The organism is Sphingobium agri (genome assembly GCF_023051225.1).
GTDB classification, from domain to species: domain Bacteria; phylum Pseudomonadota; class Alphaproteobacteria; order Sphingomonadales; family Sphingomonadaceae; genus Sphingobium; species Sphingobium agri.
Genome location: NZ_JALKHS010000010.1, coordinates 125455 through 147063, shown reverse-complemented (window position 1 = coordinate 147063; position 21609 = coordinate 125455). Strand labels below are relative to the sequence as shown.

Sequence of the window (21609 nt, the reverse complement as noted above, 5' to 3'; positions counted from 1 at the left end):
TCAGCGGGAGACTGATCGCGGCGACAATGCCGCATAGCCATGCTTTTTGTCGAAGTATGTCCCCGCAGAGATCAGGGTTTGATGAGCACCTTGCACTGGTCTGTTGGCTTTCGCAGCGCTTCGAATGCGGCAGGAAGCTCGTCCAGGCTGACGGTCGACGTGTGCAACGGCCGGGGTTCGACCTCTCCCCGGGCGAGCGCGTCGATGACGGCGGCGAAGTCGCTTTCCGTATAAGCCTGGCTGAACCGGATCGTCACTTCCTTGCCCATGGCAACGATCGGCGCGAAGCTGTCCTCCTGGAAGACGACGCCCGCGACGACGACACAGCCGCGTACCGCCGCCAGGTCCACCGCTTGCCGAATCATGCCCGGCAATCCGACGCATTCGAAGACGACAGCGGGACGCGCCTCGCCAGTATCCTTGCGAAACGCTTCCAGCACATCCTCTTGAGCCGGATCGATGACGGCGGTCGCGCCTACTTCCAGAACACGATTCCGGCGGACGTCCGACATCTCGCTGACCACGACGTGCCGCGCGCCGGCATGGCGCGCGAAAAGCGTGACAGCCGCGCCGATGGGGCCGCCACCGAGCACCAGAACCGATGCGCCGCGTGGCAGTTCGGCCATTCCGACAATGTGGTGACCGACAGCCAGCGGCTCGACCATGGCGCCTTCCGCGAAGCTCACGCCGTCGGGCAGCCGCTGCAACATCGAGCCGCGTGCCGCGACATATTGCGCGTAGGCGCCTTGAGCAGTGAGAAAGCAGCCCGTAAACAGATTCTGGCTGCACAGTGCAGGAAGACCCTGGTCGCATGTGTTGCAGCTGTTGCAAGCGTTGAGCGGCAGCGCTGTCACGCGATCCCCAGGGCGCCAGCCTTTAACTGCTGATCCGACGGCAGAAATCGTGCCAGCAAATTCATGGCCCAGAATGAGCCCAGCAGGCGTATGCGCGCCTTCGGTCATGTGGAGGTCTGATCCGCAGATACCGGCATTTTCCACCGTCAGAATGACCTGATCGGGCGCGGGGGTAGGATCGTCCACCGTCTGGATCGATAATGGCTTGCCCACGCCTTCGAAAATAGCAGCTCGCACGATGATCCTCTCCTGCCACCGGTCACGTCCGGAGGCTTGTTGGCCGACTATAGATAAGCGTCGGCATTATGGCGCATGTAACGGCCCGTTACGCCATATGCAACGCAACGCAGGATAAGCCGTCGCGATCAGCGTGCCGTCGGCTGGTCAAAGCTCGCAAAATGGCTTGAGCAGGAAGTCCAGATTCTGCGGAATCTGCCGGATCGATAGTTGGACTTTTGATATGGGCGGAAATCCCGTTACCGCCAATCACTGTCTGCACCACGTAAAATTTCGGCAGTTTGCATCAGACATCGCTTTGTTCCGTCAGGCCGTTCCGAAGGATACCTAGGGAAAGGATTTCCGCCGACGATTGCAGGAAACCCCGGCTGGCAATGGCGTCCGGCACGCGGCCATCCGCATAAGCATCGCTTATTTCCCCGATAACATTGCGGACGTGCATGCGTGCCGCCACGAACAATCTTCTATCATCGGGCGTTTCCGGAAACTGCGCCTCCAAATAGTGGACCAGCGGCATAACCTGGTCGCGGACAACCTCTTCCCGCATCATTCGCTCCAGGTCCGGTACGCGTTCTTTCTCTTTCTGCATCAGCCGCAGAAAAGCTGCTGTACGTGGGGCTGAATAATGGTCGAACAAGGCTTCGCCATATCGGACGAGTGCTGGGACTAGCGGCATGTCGGGTGGCAGGCTCAGCGCGGCCTTGGTGCCCTCTGACGATAGCCACTCCAATACCGCCAGGAACAAGGATATCTTATCGGGATAGCTGGCGTAGAGCGTCCTTTTTGAAACGTTGGCTGCGCTGGCGATCGTGTCCATCGTCACCGCAAGGCCATTCTCGATGAACAGCCCCATGGCCGTTTCAAGCAGCTTGTGGTGACGGTGTTCCAGATCCTGCCGTCTGGGCCGACCACGGAGTGACGGATCATTCCTTATCGATGACGCACGAGCCATGGGCAGGTCCTCGCAGAAACCATCCAAACTGCAAGCCTGTTTACATGAAAACGAAATCGTACCATTATCGGAAGGTAGGAGAGGAACGACAGATATGCGAATCATCGACGTCGACAGCCATTTCAACGAGCCAGCGGACTGGTTCGTACAAGCCAATCCCGGCCTCGCTGCCAAGCTGCCTAAAATGACGGTAGCCGAACAACTGCTCGACATCGTCGTCGGAGACCTTTTCTCCTCCGTGCCGCCAGCCTTGCGTCCTGACCCGTTGAAATTGATCCCGCCCTATGTGCTCGACGCTTATGAGAAATCGCTGGCTGGTGGTGAGCCGCCGCAAATCGCGGTGGATGCGGGTGCCTTCGCCCCAGAGGCGTGGCAGCCCGCGCCGCGTATTGCATGGATGGACAAACGCGGCATCGAAAAGCAGATCTTGTTGCCGTCCAACGGATATCATCCTTATCGGCATGCCATGCGCAACGATCCATCTTTGGCTCTTCCGGCGCTGGATACATACAATCGTTGGGCATTGGAGCAGATGCACGGTTACACCGACCGCCTGATCCCGGCCGTGGTAGTTGATCTGATCGACGTGGAATGGTCGATTGCGCAGGTTATCTCGGGCCGGGAAAAAGGATCGCGCGCCGTATTCGTCAAAGCCGATCCCCATGGTGGAAAAGCGCTCAATCACCCAGACTTCGAACCTTTCTGGGCTACATGTGAGGATCTTGGCGTGGCGATCCTTTTCCATGTTGGCGGCGGCCGCGCGGCCATGCATCCCGGCTGGGCAAATAATGGCGGTGACCTGAGCTCTTTCTACAGGCTCGCCAATTTGTCCCGCCGTCTTGTGCCGCAACTGGCGGTCGCGGCGATGATCTTTGGTGGTGTGCTGGACCGTTATCCCAATCTTGCTGTCATTGTGTCGGAACTTGGGATCGACTGGATACCCGACTTCCTGGAAACAATAGATAGGGAAGCCGATAACAGCCGCCCGCGAATGCTCAGCTTCGCACCTTACAGCCTGCCGCTCAAACCCAGTGAATATGTCCAGCGACAGGTACGCGTTTCGGTTGTGCACCAGCAAGACGTGTTGCGCCCGACGATTGATCGCGTCCCGGAGGGGATTATCGTCTTTTCATCCGACTTTCCTCATGTCGAAGGACATCAGGAAGCAGTGGCGCTGTATGACGCACAGATGGAAGGGATGAGCCAATCGGCACGGGAGAGCTTCTTTGGAAAATCTGCCGCGGAACTTTTGAAGCTATAGCCGAATCCCGGAACGCGTTCCGCTATCTGGTCCGCGTGTTCCTAGCGAGGGAAACTTCCGTGAATCAATTCCCTGCTTCGCTCAAAGTGATGGCATGTCTGATGTCGGATATTCTTCGAAAGGTCGTTGAGAATCTCCGTCGCGAAGCGCCAAGGCTTGGCGGGCGACCGTGACGCCGTGTAACAGGATATATAACCCATATTCCCAATTGGTTTCCGTCACCTCACGGCCGAAGACATCGATAAACTGCCGCAGCAACACTGCCTCGTCAGGCGAACGGCTCAAAACAGATTTCTTTATAATGTTAGAACGTGAACGCCCTTCCCTGCGAAGCGTCCGGTCCCGCTTCGATGCAGCGGCCGCGCCAATGACAAGGTGAGCAACGATCCGGCGAAGCTGGAGCGCTTCCTCCCCGGTAAATCCGCGTTTGGTCATCGCCTGCAGCCATGACTCGCCGGAGTCGACTTCCAGGGTCGGCGATTGGACGCCATTGATCCAGGTTTCGAGCAGCTCCCCATCCATGGTGAGCACTTCGTACAAGGCCCGGGCGTCTTCGAGGATCCAACTGCACCAGTGCTGGCCATTATCTTCCGGGTTATGAAGCCGGCGGGACGCCTTGGCGGAGGCGATCCGGACCAATTCGTCCCGGTCCTTGACATAGCCATATAATACCGCCTTCGCGACTCCCAGCTTTTCCGCAACGGCGGCCATCGTCAATTGGTGCAATCCGACGGCTAAGGCAGCGTCGATCACCTGGCCCAGTTCCAGTTTACGGGGGCGCCCCCTTGGCAATGCTTTCGCCGCCTCTTTGGCCTTCAAGCCAGTATCCTTGGTCATCATCCGGGTGTTTCGCGCCATATGGTTGCTTATCTTCCGATAGCATAGTTGGGTCTGCCGCCAACGCATCATCATTACCGATATTTATCGACCATGTGGTCGAAAAAGGTTGCTTCCCGAGTAACCGGGATATATTCACGGACCAAGCTACGCGAACCCTCCTTCAAGAAATCGCGAGCTGGGAGAGGTTGGCGATGGCGGACCCGGAAATATGTGAAGCAGACCGGTTAAGTTCGACGCGAGTATGCGCGTCCGGCTTCTTTCAAGCCGTGCTGAGCCTCTGCTGCACAGATACTGAAAAGCCGGGCTCCCTACTGCTCCTGACCCTATTCTGGATCAATGGGTCAACGCCGCCCTTGCTTATTGCGATGGCTGATTAAAGCCATGCCGATCTCTCAGATACGTTGGTTGCCGGAGAGATTGCGTAGCCGTCACCTCTCTAATCGACGTGCCGCAGCATCAACGATGCGCAGCGTAAACATGATGTTTAAGGAACGATCCATATGACGGAATCACGTAAAGCAAGCTTTGGATTCACAAAGCTGATTGTCTACGACGAAGAGGCTCAAGCCGAATATTATCATCAGGTATACGGCCTCAATAAGCTTCATCGCGTCCAGAATGACGATAGTGGCGCGGGTGGCGCGATACGCGAAGTCATCATGGGCTCAGGAGACACTATGTCTTCGGAGTCTTTGGTTATGTTCAAGCTTATCGATCGTCCGGCCCCTCGCGACCAGGAAGTTATTTTGGGCTTTATCACCGATGACCTGGATGCGCTTGCCTCGCGGGTTTTGGCGCATGGCGGCAAGCATAACGGCCCAATCAAATCAATGCCGGAACATGGCGTGCGCGTACTCTTCACCACCGATCCAGAAGGGCGGCTGAGTGAAAATGTCGAGCTGCTGGCAAAGTGAACATGTCAAACGTCCAACACTGAGGAGCCTGCCATGAATGCACCTTTTGTCATTCGTCCCGTCGCAGAGCCGCGCATCGTGGATGGCGTCTATACGGAGGATCAACATGCCCGGATGATGGATGTTATCCGCCGTGAAGGGCCATGGAAGCTTGTGCTTGCACAGCATTTCAAGTCGGTCGAGGAATTGATCGCCACTGGCTCTGGATCAATGCCGGAGGGTGTGACGCCTACCTTGGACATGTTCGTCTCGCCACATTTTCGCGGCTATTTCGCCCAGCACGGCGTGTGCCAGTTCGAGGAACTTGAGGACATATTCTATAACAGCGGCAATATGGCGCGCGTCCGTTCCTACTGGAATGCGAAATATGCGGCGCCGGAGTCCATGAACTTCATTATCCAGGGTGCCGCGCATATGTCCGATCCGGCTCACCTTGATGCGACCGAGTTTCGCGGCATCACCCATCGAAACACGCCCATTTGGCTCATGAACACCATGACGAAATCTGGCTTGTTTCAGAAGTGGCTGGTGAAGAAAGCGCAGATCGTGTCCTGGTTCTACCGCGGCACTATTGGTGGCGGCTTCACTTACTGGCCCGACGGCCCGCAGGCCGCGCCCAAGCGAATTGCGGCGCCTATGTGGAACAGAGGCGTCGTCGTACAGAATGAAATGATGTTCCATCGCGGCGAAGCATGCGGCCCGCTGCACCGGCGCAAGCCCGAGGGGCTTGCATTCGAGTCCTTGATTTCAGCCGACCCAGAGGTCGCCGATGGTTGGCGGATCAAGACGGGCGACCGCGTGATCGATCGCATTTCCGCCGACGAGGTGCGGTTGATGGTTCACTGGGGCGCTAATGTCTATGCCGACATGGACGAGATGAAGATGATCCTTGAACATAAGGATGATCTTACACATGAGCAGGTGCTGGACATGTTCTGCGCGGATCTGCGCGAACGGGGCGTGAGCTTCGGGATGCCGTCCGACTTCCTGCACGATCGTGACTTCATCCGCGTGCTTACCGCGACCTATGACATGGGACGCCCGAGCATCTATCCGCGTGAAGCACCTGGTCCTCATGAAGAGCAGATCGCCGCGTAAACTTGCGGCTACAAAGGCTCGTAGTGCTCATGATAGATCGAATATTTTCGGATGTCCGGAAAAATCAACCTTTCAATGAACCGCAAATCAATACTCTGCTCTTTTATAAAGAGCGGCCTCATAGGGGCCGACATACAATAATAATACCAAAAAAAATCAGATCAATTTGAGGGAGAGTGTATGAGAAGGGTAAGGAACAACTTCGATGTCTCGTTATTGGCAGGCGCGGCATTTCTAGGTGCAATCGTGCCAGCTCAGGCCCAGACGGGAGCGTCGGATGCGGCCGCGCAAACAGCGCAGATCAGCGACATCATCGTCACGGCGCAACGTCGCGAAGAACGCGCGCAGGACGTGCCGATCGTCATCAGCGCCTTCTCGCCGGAGAGAATCCGCGAACTGAATATCACCGAGCCGCAAAAGCTCTACGGCAATGTTCCCTCGTTGGTCGTCGGCACCCAGGGACAGGCGAGCCGAGACGTGCAGAGCTTCTCCATCCGCGGCCAGTCGACCGGCTTTCTCGCGCTACCGTCAGTCGCGACCTACTTTAACGAAGTACCACTCATCGCTTCGATCAGTCTCAGCCTTCAAGGAGGCCCAGGCCAGTTCGTCGACCTTGAGAATGTTCAGGTTCTTTCTGGCCCTCAGGGCACTTTGTTTGGCCGGAATACGACTGGCGGCGCGGTTCTGCTATCCGCGCACAAGCCGTCCACCGACCGGGTGGAAGGCTATGTCCAGGGATCCTATGGCAATTATGACCTCGTGAACATCGAGGGGGCGCTCAACGTCCCGCTGATCGAGGATAAGCTCGCCGTTCGAGTGGCTGGCGCCTATTATGACCGCACCGGCTACACCCAGGACATCGTCTGGGACAAGGACCGCGACAATCAGCACTGGTATACCGGCCGGGTCAGTATTTTGGCGACCCCGACCGAGCGCCTGTCCAATAATCTTATGGTCTACGGATCAAAGTCGCGCAACAACGGCGCGGGCTACATCAACCGCGGCTTCAGGCTCGGCTTGAGGCGCATGCCGGGTGCGCCGGACATTCCCGGCGGCTTGGTTACAGGTGGTTGTATGGTGCCAGATCCATGCGCCGCGATCTATAATCGGCAGACGGAGATCTCGCAGCAGATCGGCCCTCGGAAGACGCGGAATGATGTCGATGGCTATTCCAACATTGATGCCTGGGGCGCCATCAACACCACCGATCTTGAACTGACCGACGAATTAAAGCTGCGCAACATCGTCAGCTACCAGAAGCTGAAGTCGGAATATGGTAATGACAATGACGGCACGCCGCTGCAGGCATATCAGACCAGCCAGAGCGCCAATTTTCCCAACTTCCCTGTGGCAGGCCTGACCGATGAGTTCGGCATACCGGCGGCGGGTTATAACAATGAAGTCAAGCTAGCCCATCCGCGAGACCATCTGGAACAGATCACGGAAGAATTGCAGCTTCAGGGCAATATGCTGGACAATCACCTGACCTATACGGTTGGTGGTTTCTACATCGATACCAAACCGGCAGGATTGTGGGAATCAGCTGCGGTGCAGTTCTGCTCCCCGACCAACACAGGCAATCCTGTCACTTGCGCAGGCACGCGCGGCAGGTCGGGCGTTACGAATAAATCGAAAGCGCTCTATGGGCAAGGCACGCTGGATTTCGGCGCTTTCTCCCCAGCGCTCAAGAACCTGCGCTTTACGGGCGGCTACCGCTACACCTGGGACACGGTAAAGGGCTTTTCCGCCTCTTGGTCGCCTCTGCCTAACGGCACTGTCCGCTGTTCGCTCGACAATTCGACGTCGAGCAATCCGGAGGACTGCCGTTTTGACGCGACGTTGAAGACCAAGGCGCCGACGTGGACAGTGGGGCTGGACTATAAACCGGTTGAAGGTCTCATGGTTTATGGCAAGGTGACGCGCGGATACAAAGCCGGCGGATTTAATTCCGTCGCCGTGAATGATCAATTCCGCACCTTTGAACCGGAAAAGCTAACCAGCTATGAAGCCGGTTTTAAATCTGACTGGCGCGTGGGTTCGGTGCCAGGTCGTCTGAACGTCACCTATTTCTATTCCGACTATAAGAATATCCAACGCCCGGGTTCGGACTTTAACCAGACGACCTTCGCAGGCGGCGCCAAAATCTTGTCGGCCACTGCCACCATTCAGGGCGTCGAGGCAGAGGCTTCGATCCGCCCGTTCGAAGGATTGGAGATCGGCGGCACCTTCAGCCACACCGATGCCGACTACAAAAAATATCAGTTCACCTCGCTCGGTGCGGATCGCACCTGCCTGCCAGGTGGCGGCTTTGCAGTTGTTCCCTTCGGCGGCACCGTCGATGCGAGCTGCATACCATTCCAGTTCGTGACGCCTTACATCTACAATATCCGTGCCACGGCGAAGCTGCCGATGGGCGAGGACATGGGTGAATTGTCCTACCTCATCAGCTATTCCCACTTTTCCAAGCAGCATACGTCGCCCACTGGCGACCCGTCTTTCGAACCGGGATCGACGCTGGAGCCGTACGGTCTGTTGAACATGTCGCTCGACTGGCGGAATATTCGCCAGACGGGCTTGGACGCGAGCCTGTTCGTCACCAATGCGACGAACAAACTGTATCGCGTTGCAAATGCCAACAGCTATAACGGCCTCGGCATCTTCGCATCGCTTTACGGCGAACCGCGCATGTATGGCATCAAGCTGCGCTACAGCTTCGGCAACAACTAAATAAGATTTGGAAAATCGACGGACGCTCACACAATGAGCGTCCGTTTTTCTGAATAACTGTTTTGACAGTCGCGTTTCTCAAGCGCCAGTGAAGGCTGTAATTCCTCCATCAACGACCAATTCTGTGCCAGTGATGTAGTTCGCCTCGTCAGAGGCCAGAAAGAGGGCGGCATGCGCTACATCCCAAGCGTCGCCCATCCGCGCCATGGGAACTTGCGCGTTACGGCGAGCGACCATTCCTTCATAGTCGCCTGCATTATATTTGTCCGCCAGCCGCTGAACGATCGGCGTCATCATCAGTCCGGGAACGACGCAGTTCATTCGCACACCCTTGGCGGCATAGGAAACTGCGGTAACCTTGGTGAAGTGGATCAAGCCCGCTTTGGCAGCGGCATAGGCAACCTGGTCTTTGCCGACCCAGCGTTGTCCAGCGATAGAGGAGATATTGACGATGGCGCCCGCGCCCTGGCTTGCCATCACCGGCAGCGCGGCCTTGCTGGTCAAGAAAGCGCTCGTCAGATTGAGGTCAAGTTGGCGGCGCCAGACGGCTTCGTCCATCGTCTCGGGATTTCCAGGCTCCGAGCGGCCAACATTGTTGATCAGCACGTCAAGGCGGCCAAAGCGGCCGACGCAATCGTCAACGAGCGCCTGTACCTGCTCTCCGTTTGTCACGTCGCAGCTTGCCACGTGCATGACATGGCCTTCGCTTTTGACGATCTCGCAAGTCTCGGCGGCTGCGTCCAGATCAAGATCGACGCCCAGCACTGTTGCGCCCTGGCGCGCGAGCAGAACGGCTATCGCCTTTCCATTGCCCCAACCCGGCGCAAAAGAGCCGCAACCCGTGACGATGGCGATTTTATTATCCAGCCTTAGCATCCAACCCCTTCCTTCCCACTTGCGGAACGGGGATGGCAGCGCCATGGCGCAATGACAACTTTAATTGCGGAGAGTGCAATGCCCCAGCCACCGCGCGTCATGCTCATCAGCGCTCTTGCCCAATCACCAGGGCCTGCGATGGACGCAATTCGCGAAGAGTGGCCGGAAGCCATCGCCCATAATCTGATCGATGACTCGCTCGCGGGTGATTATGCGGCGCTCGGGGAGATCACCGACGATATCCACGAAAGATTTTTGACGCTCGGCCGCTATGCGGCCGCGAGCAGTGATGGGCGTGCGCCGACCCAAGGCATATTGTTCACCTGTTCAGCCTTTCGTCCTGCAATTGAAAAGGTGAAGGCGGATCTCGACATCCCAGTCATTACACCCAATGAAGGTGCTTTCGACGAAGCCCTGAGCCTTTGCCGCGACAAGCCGGAGGGCGGCCGCATTGGCCTGCTGCTCACATTTCAGGGATCCGTGGCGCCGCTGGTGGCCGAGATCAACGCCATGGCTGATGCGATGGGTCAGGCGCATCCGACTGTCGTACCGGCGGTCGCGGCCGGAGCGCTGGAGGCTCTCCAAGCAGGTGACGGCGATCGGCATGACGCCTTAAGCGCCGCCGCAGCCGCTACATTGCCACCAGTCGATGTGATCGTCGTCGGGCAATTCTCCATGGCGCGCGCAGCCCCTCTCGTGAGAACGCTGCGATCTGAACCAATATTGACGACGCCGCACATGGCGGTGCGCAAGATACGGCGCTTGATCGAGGAGGCAGAGCGGCACACGGGACCCGATCCTGTTAACTGAATGGCCGAGGAGCGCCGTTACCAAGCTCGCGTCAAGAAGGTTCAGGTAGGTTAGTCCAAGTCCTCGTTCATTCCGAGGTCCGCGTCATCCTTGCGCGTGCCCGAAGTCGGATGTCTGGTGAGACTGGTGATCCCGCCCGCCACGCCTGATAGCCGCCTGGACGCGGGCGACCAATTCGCTGCGACGATATGGTTTGCCAAGCACGTCTAGCGCTTCGGGCTGCGGTCCCTGAAGAGCCATCTCGTCATTATAGCCGGTCGTAAGCAGTACGGGCACTTCAGGCGCGCGCGCCCTGACCTCCTGCGCGAGGGCGAGGCCATTGTGGGTTCCCGGCATCACAACATCGGAGAAGACGAGGGCGACGCCGCCATTTGCCGTTAGTTCCTCGAAGGCAGCCAGTCCCTGGTCATAATCATGGGCGACCCGGACATGATAGCCCGCCTCCCGCAAGGTCGCTTCGGCAATATCTGCGATCATCGGCTCGTCTTCGACGACGAGGATCGTCTTGCTGCTCTGCCGATCGACCTCATCAGGCCGGAAGCCCCCGGTGTCGGGTTCCAAAGCCATCTGCCGATCATCATCGACAGGGATGGGGAAGAAGAAGCGGACCGATGTGCCCTGTCCCTCGACGCTATCGATCTTCAGCGCCCCCCGCGACTGCTGCGCAAAGCCGTGCGCGGTGGCGAGGCCCAACCCTGTACCTGCTCCCTTCGGCTTGGTCGTGAAAAAGGGTTCGATCGCGCGTTGCAGCGTGTCTTGGGACATGCCGGTGCCGTCATCATCCACCCGCATCACGACATATTGGCCATGATCGAGGCCAGGCACGGGATGTTCTGCGTCCACCGTTTCCGTGCCGGTGGAGACCGTAATCACGCCGCCGGTGGCCACCGCGTCGCGCGCGTTGACGATGACGTTGATGAGGGCCATTTCCAGATGATTGGGATCGGCCTCGATCTCAGGCAGCCGCCGCCGCAGGTTCAGTTGCAGGTCGGCACGCGACCCCACCGTTGAATCCAGCAGTTCAGCAATGGAACTGATGAGGCCGGTCAGTTCGATCCGCCTTGGTTCCAGGCGGCTGCGACGGGCAAAGGACAGGAGCTGAGCGGTCAGCTTCGTCCCCCGCTCGGCCGCCTGCGTGGCAGCGGCATGATAGCGCCTGAACGTCCGATCATCGTCCCGCCGCGCGGCCATCATGTCGAGGCTGCCGCCGAGGACCTGAAGCAGATTGTTGAAATCATGGGCAAGCCCAGCCGTCAGCTGTCCGATGGATTCCATCTTCTGCGATTGGAAGCGGGTGGCCTCAGCCTCCCTGCGCGCGGTGACGTCGAGCTGACTGGCGAAGAAGTAGAGAAGCTTGCCATCCTCGTCATAGACCGGCCCGATGAAGACGCCGTTCCAAAAGGGGGAGCCGTCGCGCCGATAATTCAATATCTCGATGCTGATGGCGTGACGGGCCGCGACGGCCTCACGCAATTGCCGCACTACTTCACGGTCGGTCTGAGCGCCCTGCAGGAACCGGCAGTTGCGGCCGACCACCTCATCGAGGTCATAGCCGGTGAGATCGAGAAAGGCATTGTTTGCAAAAACGATCGGATTGTCGTCCTGCGCCGGATCGGTCAGGATCATTGGCATGCGGGTCATCTCGATCGCGGCGAAGAAGACGCTGCCACGTTCGTCCAGCGACGGGTTGGTGATGACGCTTTGCTTCCAGTGATGCTGCCCGCTTTGGCTGCCCAATATATTGTCGTGCGGCGTATCCATTTCGCCGCGCGATGGGGTGCCGGTGGCTGCCTTGTCTTCCTCCATCACTCGATCTCGCTCGCCATATCTGCACGCACCAGTGTTAAAGAATGGCTGAGGTTCTGCGTTGGATCAACCGGTGCGGAAAAGATGACGCGCAGACCCGGCCGGTTGTCATCATCCTCGATCACCCCTGACAGCCGTTTGACCATGGCATTCAACCTACGCAATCCAAATCCCTGCCTGTTGCCCACATCCTTTCCCTTTGTCAGCGACAATAAGCCGGAATCGGGCGCGGTGCTGCTCCAGAACAACCAAAATCGGCCTTGGTGCCCCGCCATATGCATATTTCTGCGCGTTGATGACGAGTTCACCAGTATGAGTCCCATATTGACGGCATTATTCAGCTGACACTTGAGCGGTCGATACGACCTAAAATGAAAAAGGGGCCAGCAGATATCTGCTGGCCCCCCATTCCGGATAACCGTCACGTCGAAATCAGAAGCGGAACATTCCGGTCAAACCGAACTCACGCGGATTGGTGACGTTCGCGGTGCGATAGCCGGATTCATACGGCAAACCGGGCACTGGCGAGCCGGGGATGCCGGTGTTGAACTGCGTGGTCCCCAGGTTGATATTGGTGATCCGCTTCTGATTCAGCACATTCTTAGCGAAAGCGGTGAGTTCAAAGCGATCGTCTTCAGTCCGGAAGCCCGCGAAGATGTTCAGCAGGGTGCGCGAGCGATAGTCGTAATCGACCTGATCAGCGTAGAAACCAGGACGATAGTTGACCAAGGCCCGTACAAACGGGGTGACCTGACCCATCGGGAAACGAATTTCCGTATTGGCCGTCAGGTTGAAGTCCGGCGTCTGCGACAACCGTCCATTGGTCTCGCAATAGCTTACATTGCCGGGGCCCGTGACAGCGGGAGAAGTTGCATCCTGGTTCGGCGAACCAGTACCGGCATAGTCATTGCAGGGCACGACAGCATTATCGTAGCGTGCACGGACATAGGAAGCGCTTACACCGAGGTCCCAGTTATCGTTGACGCGGCCATCGATCGACGCTTCCACGCCCTTGATCTTTGCATCGCCATTATAGTTGAAATCGAAGCCACCCGTCGGCGGGCTGGCTGCCGCCGACTCATAATAGATGCCGGTGAAGCGGTTGAGGTAATTTTCCAGCGTCTGGTAGAAAGCCGCCACAGTGAAGTTCACGCGGTTGTCCAGCAACTTGCCCTTCAGGCCAACTTCAAAGGAGTCGGTCTTTTCGGGCTGCGTACGGATCAGGTCCCGGCTCACACCCAGTGGAACCGCCACGCCCGTGCTACCGGCGCGGTAGGAATGCCCATAAGCGAAATAGGCATTGAGCCGCGGGTTAAACTCGTAGGAAACCGTCACACCGCCGGTCAGCGGCTTGTTGGTGAACCGCTGCAGGTCGGCCGGGACGCCTTGCTGCGGCGGAAGCACGAATGCGGGCGCACCGATCGCCGGATTGCCAGGAGACGATACGAAGATGTCGGTGGTCTGGACATTCTTGAGGATCGAATAACGAAGGCCGCCTTCGATCGAGAAGCCGTTCGAACGATACCGCAGGTTGCCGTTAAATGACCAAGTCTGGGTATCCACGGGGGTGAGTACCAGGGTATCGATCGGCACATAGGCGCCAAATGCGATCGGGAGAGGAGCGAAGAACTGATCTGCGCGCTGATTGGTGACAACGGTGCCAGTCTGCTTCGTGTAGAATGCGCCTACGCCCCAACCGAAGCCTTCCTTGTTGTTGGAGGCAAGACGAACTTCAGCCGAGTCCACCTTGTAAGGCGAGCGGACCGTGGATGCGTACACATAATCCGGGATGGCGTTGCCCGCGTCGAGATCGCGCTCAGCCGTCAGCCTGCTGTACTGATGAGCTCCGACGAACGACAGGGTTGCCGGACCGAGATCATAGTCGAATGCCAGGTTAACGATGTGGCTCTCATTCTGGTTGCGGAAGCGGCCGTCCGAGACTGCGGCATAGTCCGAAGCGTCGAGCGCCGGACCCGACCTGTTGAAGCCATCGGCCAGAGCGCCAGAACCGACAACCTGCTGGTTTTGAAGATTGTCGGCGAACAGATATTGATAGCTCAGATAAGCGGTGAAATCGCTGCTCGGACGCCAGCCCAAGGTCACGCGCGCGCTTTCGGTGCGGCTGCGCGAGCGTTCGTCGCGCGTGATGTTGCGCACATTGTTCAGGCGGTTGCCATCGACGAGGCCAGCAACGCGGATCGCAAGCGTGTCGTTGAACGGCAGCGAAACGCCTGCCTGGACGTTGTAGCCAGCGCGCGACGTCGCGGTCGCCTGTGCATAGCCTTCGATCTCGTCGAAGTTCGGGCGGCGCGTTGCAATGGTGATGGAGCCGGCCGGGGCGGACAGGCCGCGCAGCAGGCCCTGCGGCCCACGCAGCACTTCGATCTGCTGAATGTCATACAGGGCGGTATAGACGGTCTGCGCGTCGGTCGGAATTTCGTTGTAATAGACCTGCACCGCCGGGCTGGTGCCCTGGTCGGGATCGAAGGTCACGCCGCGCAGGGTCGTCGTGTTGTTGCGGCCTGAGGTGTTGGTGAGTTCAAGGCCCGGCGCGAGCTGCTGCACGTCCTTGGCATCGAAGATGTTGAACTTCTGGAGCTGCTCGCCGGTCGCGACGTTGACGGTCATCGGCACCGACTGGAGCGAGCGCGCCTCACGCGTTGCGGTGACGACGATCTCGTTTACGTCATTGCCTTCGCTGCCGGCGGCATCCTGTGCCAAAGCAGCTGCCGGTGCGATCAGAGCGGCGCTGCACAACAACGCAGCGAGGGTATTCGCCTTTTTCATGTCATCCTTTCCAAGGTTCAGGGATTAGGTCCCGCGAATGGTGCCGCCGCTAGCCGCGGCGCCGCCAAGCCGCAATCCGGTTCAGCATCTGACAGCAATTTTTCGAACGAAACCGTGCTTTATATGCAACAGATGGTCAGAGGATTTGACGGTTTATCCCATCAATACTGCATATTAGCGCTGCTGATATGACCATTTGCAAACCGCGGGGTCGCCTGGCGGGTCGGCGGAGGAAGGATCGGAAGGGAAGCTCGGTAATGCGCTAAGGCTCGATCACGGACTTGCTATTAGTACATAATCGTTCGAATAATGAGAGATCGTTTGAGAAGAGGCCAGGATCATGAACATGCCCCAATCGTTGCTGGTGACCGTCGCCATGTGCATGGCAAGCACCGCTCTTGCCGCACCAGCCGAGCAGCGCATCGCTCAGCAAGGCCGCTGGTTCGTGGATCAGACTGGCCGCACGATCATGATCCATGGTGGCAATGTCACGCTTCCCGAATTCCGGGCTGGCGGTTCCGATGAACAGCGATGGAGTGCGGAGACGGCCTCCCGCATGGCGGAACAGGGCTTCAACGGCGTGCGGCTCGTCATCTTCCTGTCGGGTTTGATGCCGCAACCCGGCGTCATCGACACAGCCTATATGGAGCGCATCGCGAAAACCGTGGCGGCGTACAAGGAAGCGGGGATCTACACCCTCATCGATTTCCATCAGGATCAATATTCTGCGCTGGTTGGCGTACGGGGCATGCCGGATTGGGCGGTTTTTGCTGACGGTCATCAGCGTATCCCCGGCATGAATTTCCCGATGGGCTATTTCAAGGATCCTGCGGTACAGCGTTCCTTCGACAATTTCTGGAAGAACCATCCGGTTCCCGGCACGGGGAAGGGTGTCCAGGATCTTTATGTAGAGGGACTGGCAGCGGTGGCGCGGCGGTTCCGGGACGATCCGGCGGTGATTGGCATCGATGTCATGAATGAACCAGCGACTGGAAGCAGATGTGCGCAGCCTGATCCGGCCAAGGCGAACTGCCCGGAGTTGGAACAGGAACTGCTGAAACCCTTTTACGAAAAGGCGTCGCGGGCGATCAATGAAGCTGCGCCAAGGATGATCGTCTTTGTCGAGCCCTTCATGCTCCAGGGGGCTCTCGGCACGCCGATCAACACGCCCTTTGCCGCCGCGCAGGGGACGCGCGGCTTTTCATTCCACAATTATGGCCCGGTCAAAGAAATACGCGACCGGGTGAACGATGGCGCGCTGGCCCATGCTCAACAGGAGAAGGCGGCGATCATCAATACCGAGTGGGGCTTCAGCAACGATCCGGCCGAGATAGCGGGACAGGCCGCCGACTTCGACATGCGCCACATATCCTGGCTTGCCTGGACGCGGGGCGCGTTCGAGGCTCTGGTCGATCCCAAGCTGCCTGATCGGGGCAATGGCAATCGCGTCGCCCTGCTGCGCGCCTATGCGCGCCCCTATGCAGAGGCGACGGCGGGTACGCCGGTGACGATGAGCTTCGACGGCGCGAAGGGCGTGATGCGGTATCATTATACCTCTGCACCGCCCGGTGGTGGCGCGGCGAAGGGCGAGACCATGATCCGCATCCCGGCGGTCAACTATCCGGGCGGCTACACTGTCACGGTAAGCGGCGGCACGGTCCGTTCGGCAAAGAACGCGCCGGTCCTGCGGATAGCGAATGCGCGGGGCGCCAGGGACGTGACGGTCACGCTCAGCCGCGTCGGGGAATTGCCGCCGCTTCCGGCGGGCAAGGGCGAGCCGGACCGGAGCGAGGCCGCCTTGCGCGCGCTGCCGCCGATCCCGGCGGGTCCGCTCACGCGCAATTCCCTTCTGGGCCATATCGTCGTGACACCGGGCGGGCGGGCGCTGCTCGACCGGCAGGTGCCGGGCATGCTCGCGGGGATGAGCCATGTCCATGGGTGGGAGAAGATGACGCTCGCCAGCGTCCAGCAGTTCGACAGCAATACGCTGAACGAGGCGAAGATGAAGCAGATCGAGGCGGAGCTTGCCACGCTGAAGGTCGTGGCGGGGCCGGTCAAGGTTCAGGCGGCAGACCGGCTCAGCACCGAGTCCCTCACCAGCGACCTGCTCGCCGATCCGCGTGCCCGCGCCATCCTCGACCGGGAGGCTCCGGGCCTGTCGACCTCTTCTCAGCAAGGACTGTTTCCCCAGACGCGGCTGCGCGCGCTTCAGCCTGCCATGCCGGAAATCTTGACCGACGCCGCGCTCGACCGGATCGAAAAGGCGCTGGCGGCGCTGCCGAAATAAGGCAGCTTATATGGGGCCGGGAAATCCCGTCCCGCGATCGGCCAGCCGTTGTTCGATGGCCAGGAACAGGGGAGGCGGCGCATTGAGCAGATGCTCCGCCTCCGCCGATGCAGCCCACCCCACAGTGCGCTTGAGGTCGAACCCTGCGAGGAGGGGGCGGGCGACCCCGTCCCGCCGGTAACAGAGCGGCATCACGGTGATGCCCAGGCCTGCGGCGATCAGGTTCAGGACGCGATCGTCATCAGTGGACCGTAAAGCGAAATGCGGCCGCACGCCCCGTTCGGTGAAATGGCGGCTGGTGTCGGACAGCGCCTCGCAATGACGGCGAACGATCATCACCTCATTGGCCAGTTCCTCTGCCGCGATGCTTTCTTGCCCGGCCAAGGGGTGATCGGCGGGCATGGCCAGGGCATAGCCTTCGGTGCAGACCGGCTTTTCCAGGAACCGTTCGCCGCCGCGCTGGACCAGGGTCAATGCTATGTCGATCCGACCTTTCGCCAAATGGCTGGTCAGTTCCCGTTCGCTGCCGAAGATCAGTTCGAAGCGGTAATGCTTCATTGGCCGCGCCGCCGCGACGGCCTGCGCCACAAGTACGCTCGGCACGCTGCCCAGAACGCCCAGCCGCAGGGATGGTGGATGATCGGTCGGGCTCATCGAACCAATGGCGAGGTTGAATTCCCGCTCTATTCTGCGCGCATGGACGAGGAAACGGCTCCCCGCTTCGGTCAGTTCGACGCGCTGGTTGGTCCGCACGAACAACGGCGTCCCGAGGGTGCGTTCCAATTTCGCGATCCCGACCGACAGCGTGGGTTGCGACACATTGCAATGCGCGGCGGCGCGCGAGAAATTGCCCTGATCCACGACGGCCAGAAAATAGCGGAGGAGATAGCGGTCAAGCATCGGGGATATGGAGCGTGGACCTTGGATCGAGTCTGATCATTATAGATAGCGTTAATAGCGTGGATGGCGAAACTTCAATTTATCGCCTGAGCAAAGGGATGATAAGGCATGGTGGCAGGAGAGTTTTCCATGACCGATTTCGATTTCGCCCTGGGCGACAATGCCGACATGATCCGGGAAAGCGCCGCCCGCTTTGCCGCTGACAGGATCGCCCCGCTCGCGGCGGAGATCGATGAGAAGGACTGGTTTCCCCGCGACGAACTATGGACCGCGATGGGCGATCTGGGCCTGCACGGCATCACCGTGGAGGAGGCGTATGGCGGCCTTGGCCTGGGCTATCTGGAGCATGTCGTTGCACAGGAAGAGGTGGCTCGGGCATCGGCCTCCATCGGCCTGTCCTATGGCGCGCATTCCAACCTTTGCGTCAACCAACTGCGCCGTTGGGGCAATGAAGAGCAAAAGGCCAGATATCTGCCCAAGCTGATCTCTGGCGAGCATGTCGGCAGCCTTGCCATGTCGGAAGCGGGCGCTGGCTCCGACGTGGTGTCGATGAAGCTGAAGGCGCAGAAGAAGGGCGATCGCTACATTCTCAACGGCACCAAATTCTGGATCACCAACGCGGCTTATGCCGATACGCTGATCGTCTATGCCAAGACCGGCGAAGGATCGAAGGGCATCACCACCTTCATCGTCGAAAAGGGGATGAAGGGCTTTTCGATCGGGCAGAAGATCGCGAAGGTGGGCATGCGCGGATCGCCCACATCGGAACTGGTTTTCGAGGATTGCGAAGTCCCGGAAGAGAATATCATGGGCCCGTTGAACGGCGGCGCGGGTGTGCTGATGTCGGGGCTCGATTATGAGCGCACCGTGCTGTCGGGCATCCAGCTCGGCATCATGCAGGCCTGCCTAGACGTCGTGCTGCCCTATGTCCGGGAGCGCAGGCAGTTCGGAAAGCCGATCGGCGCGTTCCAGCTGATGCAGGCGAAGATTGCGGACATGTATGTCGCGCTCAACAGCGCCCGGGCCTATGTCTATGCCGTGGCGAAGGCATGCGACGCGGGCAGGACGACGCGTTTCGATGCGGCGGGCGCGATCCTGCTGGCGTCGGAAAATGCGATGAAGACCGCGCTGGAAGCGGTGCAGGCGCTGGGCGGGGCGGGCTATACCAAGGATTGGCCGGTCGAACGCTACATGCGCGACGCCAAGCTGCTGGATATCGGCGCGGGGACCAATGAAATCCGCCGGATGCTGATCGGCCGGGAGTTGATCGGGGCATGAGCGCGCCGGTTCTGGACACGAAGCTTTCGCGGGCAGGAGAGGGCTTTCGTGCGAACGCCGCGCATAATCGCGCGCTGGCCGAGCAACTGCGCGAGATGGTCGCCGCCGCTGGCTTGGGTGGTTCGGAAAATGCCCGTGCCAAACATGTGGCGCGCGGCAAGCTGCTGCCGCGCGATCGGGTCGAACGGCTGCTCGATCCGGGATCGCCCTTTCTGGAAATATGCCAGCTTGCCGCCAACGGCCTCTATCATGACGAAGTGCCCGGCGCGGGCATCATTACGGGCATCGGCCGGGTGTCCGGCCGTCAGGTGATGATCGTCTGCAACGATGCGACGGTGAAGGGAGGCACCTATTATCCCTTGACCGTCAAGAAGCATCTGCGCGCGCAGGAGATCGCGCTAGAAAACCGGCTGCCCTGCATTTATCTGGTCGACAGTGGCGGCGCGAATCTGCCCAACCAGGCGGAAGTTTTCCCCGACAAGGAGCATTTCGGCCGCATCTTCTACAATCAGGCGAACCTGTCGGCGCGCGGCATCCCGCAAATCGCCTGCGTCATGGGAAGCTGCACCGCGGGCGGCGCCTATGTCCCCGCCATGTCCGACGAAACGGTGATCGTGCGCAATCAGGGGACGATCTTCCTGGCCGGGCCTCCGCTGGTGCAGGCGGCGACGGGCGAAGTCATTTCGGCCGAGGATCTGGGCGGCGGCGATCTGCATGGCCGCAAGTCCGGCGTGGTGGATCATGTCGCGGACAATGACGACCATGCGCTTTCGATCGTGCGCGACATCGTCTCGACGCTTCAGCCGGACCTGGAGCCCGGCGTCAATCTGCGCGACGTGAAGCCGCCCAAATATGATCCGCGCGATCTCTACGGCATCGTGCCCCAGGATGTCCGCGCGCCCTATGACGTGCGCGAGGTGATTGCGCGGATCGTCGACGGCAGCGAATTTCATGAATTCAAGGCGCTGTACGGCACCACGCTCGTCTGCGGCTTTGCGCATATCTGGGGCATGCCGGTCGCGATCCTCGCCAATAATGGCGTGCTGTTCAGCGAGAGCGCGGTCAAGGGCGCGCATTTCATCGAGCTTGCCTGTCAGCGGCGCATTCCGCTGCTCTTCCTCCAGAATATCTCCGGCTTCATGGTCGGCGGCAAATATGAGGCGGAGGGGATTGCCAAGAATGGCGCGAAGCTGGTGACGGCTGTCGCGACGGCGCAGGTGCCCAAGATCACGCTGCTGATCGGCGGCAGCTTCGGCGCGGGCAATTACGGCATGTGCGGCCGAGCCTATCAGCCGCGCTTCCTCTTCACCTGGCCGAATGCGCGCATTTCGGTGATGGGCGGCGAACAGGCAGCATCGGTGCTCGCCACCGTGCATCGCGATGCGGCCAAATGGTCGCCCGAGCAAGCCGAAGCCTTCAAGACGCCGATCCGCGAAAAATATGAGCAGGAAGGCAATCCATATTATGCCACCGCGCGCCTGTGGGATGATGGCATCATCGACCCCGCGCAGACCCGCGACGTACTGGGCCTCGCCTTCGCCGCGACGCTGAACGCGCCGATCGCTCAGCGGCCGCAGTTCGGCATCTTCAGGATGTGAAGGAAGGTATGTTTACTCATTATCGTCATGCTGAACGTGTTTCAGCATCCATCGGGCCGCAGCGGAGGAAGCCCGAGCGACGGCGCAAGGTCCGCCCAATGCGGGTTGTCGCTTTCGATCAGATTGATCTTCCACTGGCGGTGCCATCGCTTCAGCTGCTTCTCGCGCAGGATCGCGCGTTCCATGTCGCCGAACATCTCGAATCGGACCAGCCGATGCACCGCATAGCGCGCGGTGAAGCCGGGAAGAGCGTTGCCACGATGCTGGTGCAGCCGGGAAATCAGGTTGGAGGTGACGCCTATATAGATCGTCCCATAGGGCGTGCTGCTGAGAATGTAGACGCAAGGCTGCTTTTCCATGACGGCCCTGGGCCTGCCGCCAAAT

17 protein-coding genes are annotated in these 21609 nt (G+C 59.4%); 8 read left to right on the top strand and 9 right to left on the bottom strand.

The features are described 5' to 3' along the window. Positions 1-71 precede the first annotated feature (71 nt). Both MU848_RS19070 and MU848_RS13370 read right to left on the bottom strand, forming a co-directional pair. Positions 72-1091 carry a zinc-dependent alcohol dehydrogenase gene (locus MU848_RS19070; protein WP_247233140.1) on the bottom strand — a complete coding sequence of 340 codons (1020 nt, stop codon included), beginning with the start codon at positions 1089-1091 and terminating at the stop codon, positions 72-74. 286 nt (positions 1092-1377) lie between these two features. Beyond that, positions 1378-2043, bottom strand: a complete 666-nt coding sequence (locus MU848_RS13370; protein ID WP_281494448.1) for a TetR/AcrR family transcriptional regulator — start codon at positions 2041-2043, stop codon at positions 1378-1380. Between MU848_RS13370 and MU848_RS13365 the strand changes: the two genes are divergently transcribed. After that, on the top strand, positions 2042-3304 hold the full coding sequence (locus tag MU848_RS13365; RefSeq protein ID WP_247233124.1) for an amidohydrolase family protein: 1263 nt from the start codon (positions 2042-2044) through the stop codon (positions 3302-3304). The two genes, MU848_RS13370 and MU848_RS13365, sit on opposite strands and share 2 nt — an antisense overlap. Positions 3305-3385: 81 nt before the next feature. Here the strand turns inward: MU848_RS13365 and MU848_RS13360 are convergent, their stop codons facing one another. After that, positions 3386-4144: a TetR/AcrR family transcriptional regulator C-terminal domain-containing protein gene (locus MU848_RS13360; protein WP_247233122.1), complete on the bottom strand. Its 759-nt coding sequence runs from the start codon at positions 4142-4144 to the stop codon at positions 3386-3388. 500 nt (positions 4145-4644) lie between these two features. Here MU848_RS13360 and MU848_RS13355 point away from each other — a divergent pair, with 500 nt between their 5' ends. The 3 genes from MU848_RS13355 to MU848_RS13345 all read left to right on the top strand — a co-directional run bounded on the left by MU848_RS13355 (position 4645) and on the right by MU848_RS13345 (position 8883). Further along, a complete protein-coding gene (locus MU848_RS13355) occupies positions 4645-5058 on the top strand; it encodes a VOC family protein (RefSeq protein ID WP_247233119.1) in 414 nt (137 codons plus the stop codon). Between the two features lie 33 nt (positions 5059-5091). Then, the gene (locus tag MU848_RS13350; RefSeq protein WP_247233112.1) at positions 5092-6156 is read left to right on the top strand and encodes a hypothetical protein; all 1065 of its coding nucleotides are present in this window, start codon (positions 5092-5094) and stop codon (positions 6154-6156) included. A 180-nt stretch (positions 6157-6336) separates the two neighbouring features. Continuing rightward, positions 6337-8883 (top strand): TonB-dependent receptor, encoded by a 2547-nt coding sequence (locus MU848_RS13345; protein ID WP_247233110.1) that lies wholly within the window; start codon positions 6337-6339, stop codon positions 8881-8883. Between the two features lie 78 nt (positions 8884-8961). On the opposite strand, the gene MU848_RS13340 is transcribed toward MU848_RS13345, so the two are convergent. Continuing rightward, positions 8962-9804, bottom strand: coding sequence for an SDR family NAD(P)-dependent oxidoreductase (locus MU848_RS13340; protein ID WP_247233108.1), 843 nt, complete (start codon positions 9802-9804; stop codon positions 8962-8964). Between the two features lie 33 nt (positions 9805-9837). Between MU848_RS13340 and MU848_RS13335 the strand changes: the two genes are divergently transcribed. Then, positions 9838-10569, top strand: coding sequence for an arylsulfatase (locus tag MU848_RS13335; RefSeq protein ID WP_247233106.1), 732 nt, complete (start codon positions 9838-9840; stop codon positions 10567-10569). Between the two features lie 84 nt (positions 10570-10653). On the opposite strand, the gene MU848_RS13330 is transcribed toward MU848_RS13335, so the two are convergent. The 3 genes from MU848_RS13330 to MU848_RS13320 form a co-directional block, all read right to left on the bottom strand. Beyond that, entirely contained in the window at positions 10654-12375 is a 1722-nt protein-coding gene (locus MU848_RS13330) for a PAS domain-containing protein (RefSeq protein ID WP_247233322.1), read from the bottom strand. Continuing rightward, positions 12375-12650, bottom strand: a complete 276-nt coding sequence (locus MU848_RS13325) for a hypothetical protein (RefSeq protein WP_247233099.1) — start codon at positions 12648-12650, stop codon at positions 12375-12377. The genes MU848_RS13330 and MU848_RS13325 overlap by 1 nt, the downstream gene beginning before the upstream one ends. Before the next feature lie 157 nt (positions 12651-12807). Continuing rightward, positions 12808-15162 carry a TonB-dependent receptor gene (locus MU848_RS13320; RefSeq protein WP_247233092.1) on the bottom strand — a complete coding sequence of 785 codons (2355 nt, stop codon included), beginning with the start codon at positions 15160-15162 and terminating at the stop codon, positions 12808-12810. Between the two features lie 340 nt (positions 15163-15502). Here MU848_RS13320 and MU848_RS13315 point away from each other — a divergent pair, with 340 nt between their 5' ends. Beyond that, complete coding sequence (locus MU848_RS13315) at positions 15503-17449, top strand: cellulase family glycosylhydrolase (protein ID WP_247233084.1); 1947 nt, start codon at positions 15503-15505, stop codon at positions 17447-17449. 6 nt (positions 17450-17455) lie between these two features. Here the strand turns inward: MU848_RS13315 and MU848_RS13310 are convergent, their stop codons facing one another. After that, complete coding sequence (locus MU848_RS13310) at positions 17456-18349, bottom strand: LysR family transcriptional regulator (protein ID WP_247233082.1); 894 nt, start codon at positions 18347-18349, stop codon at positions 17456-17458. Between the two features lie 129 nt (positions 18350-18478). Between MU848_RS13310 and MU848_RS13305 the strand changes: the two genes are divergently transcribed. Then, on the top strand, positions 18479-19627 hold the full coding sequence (locus MU848_RS13305) for an isovaleryl-CoA dehydrogenase (RefSeq protein ID WP_247233080.1): 1149 nt from the start codon (positions 18479-18481) through the stop codon (positions 19625-19627). Further along, the gene (locus MU848_RS13300) at positions 19624-21225 is read left to right on the top strand and encodes a carboxyl transferase domain-containing protein (RefSeq protein WP_247233078.1); all 1602 of its coding nucleotides are present in this window, start codon (positions 19624-19626) and stop codon (positions 21223-21225) included. The genes MU848_RS13305 and MU848_RS13300 overlap by 4 nt, the downstream gene beginning before the upstream one ends. A 41-nt stretch (positions 21226-21266) precedes the next feature. Here MU848_RS13300 and MU848_RS13295 read toward each other — a convergent pair whose 3' ends face one another. Next, the gene (locus MU848_RS13295) at positions 21267-21584 is read right to left on the bottom strand and encodes a GIY-YIG nuclease family protein (protein ID WP_247233076.1); all 318 of its coding nucleotides are present in this window, start codon (positions 21582-21584) and stop codon (positions 21267-21269) included. Positions 21585-21609: the final 25 nt, after the last annotated feature.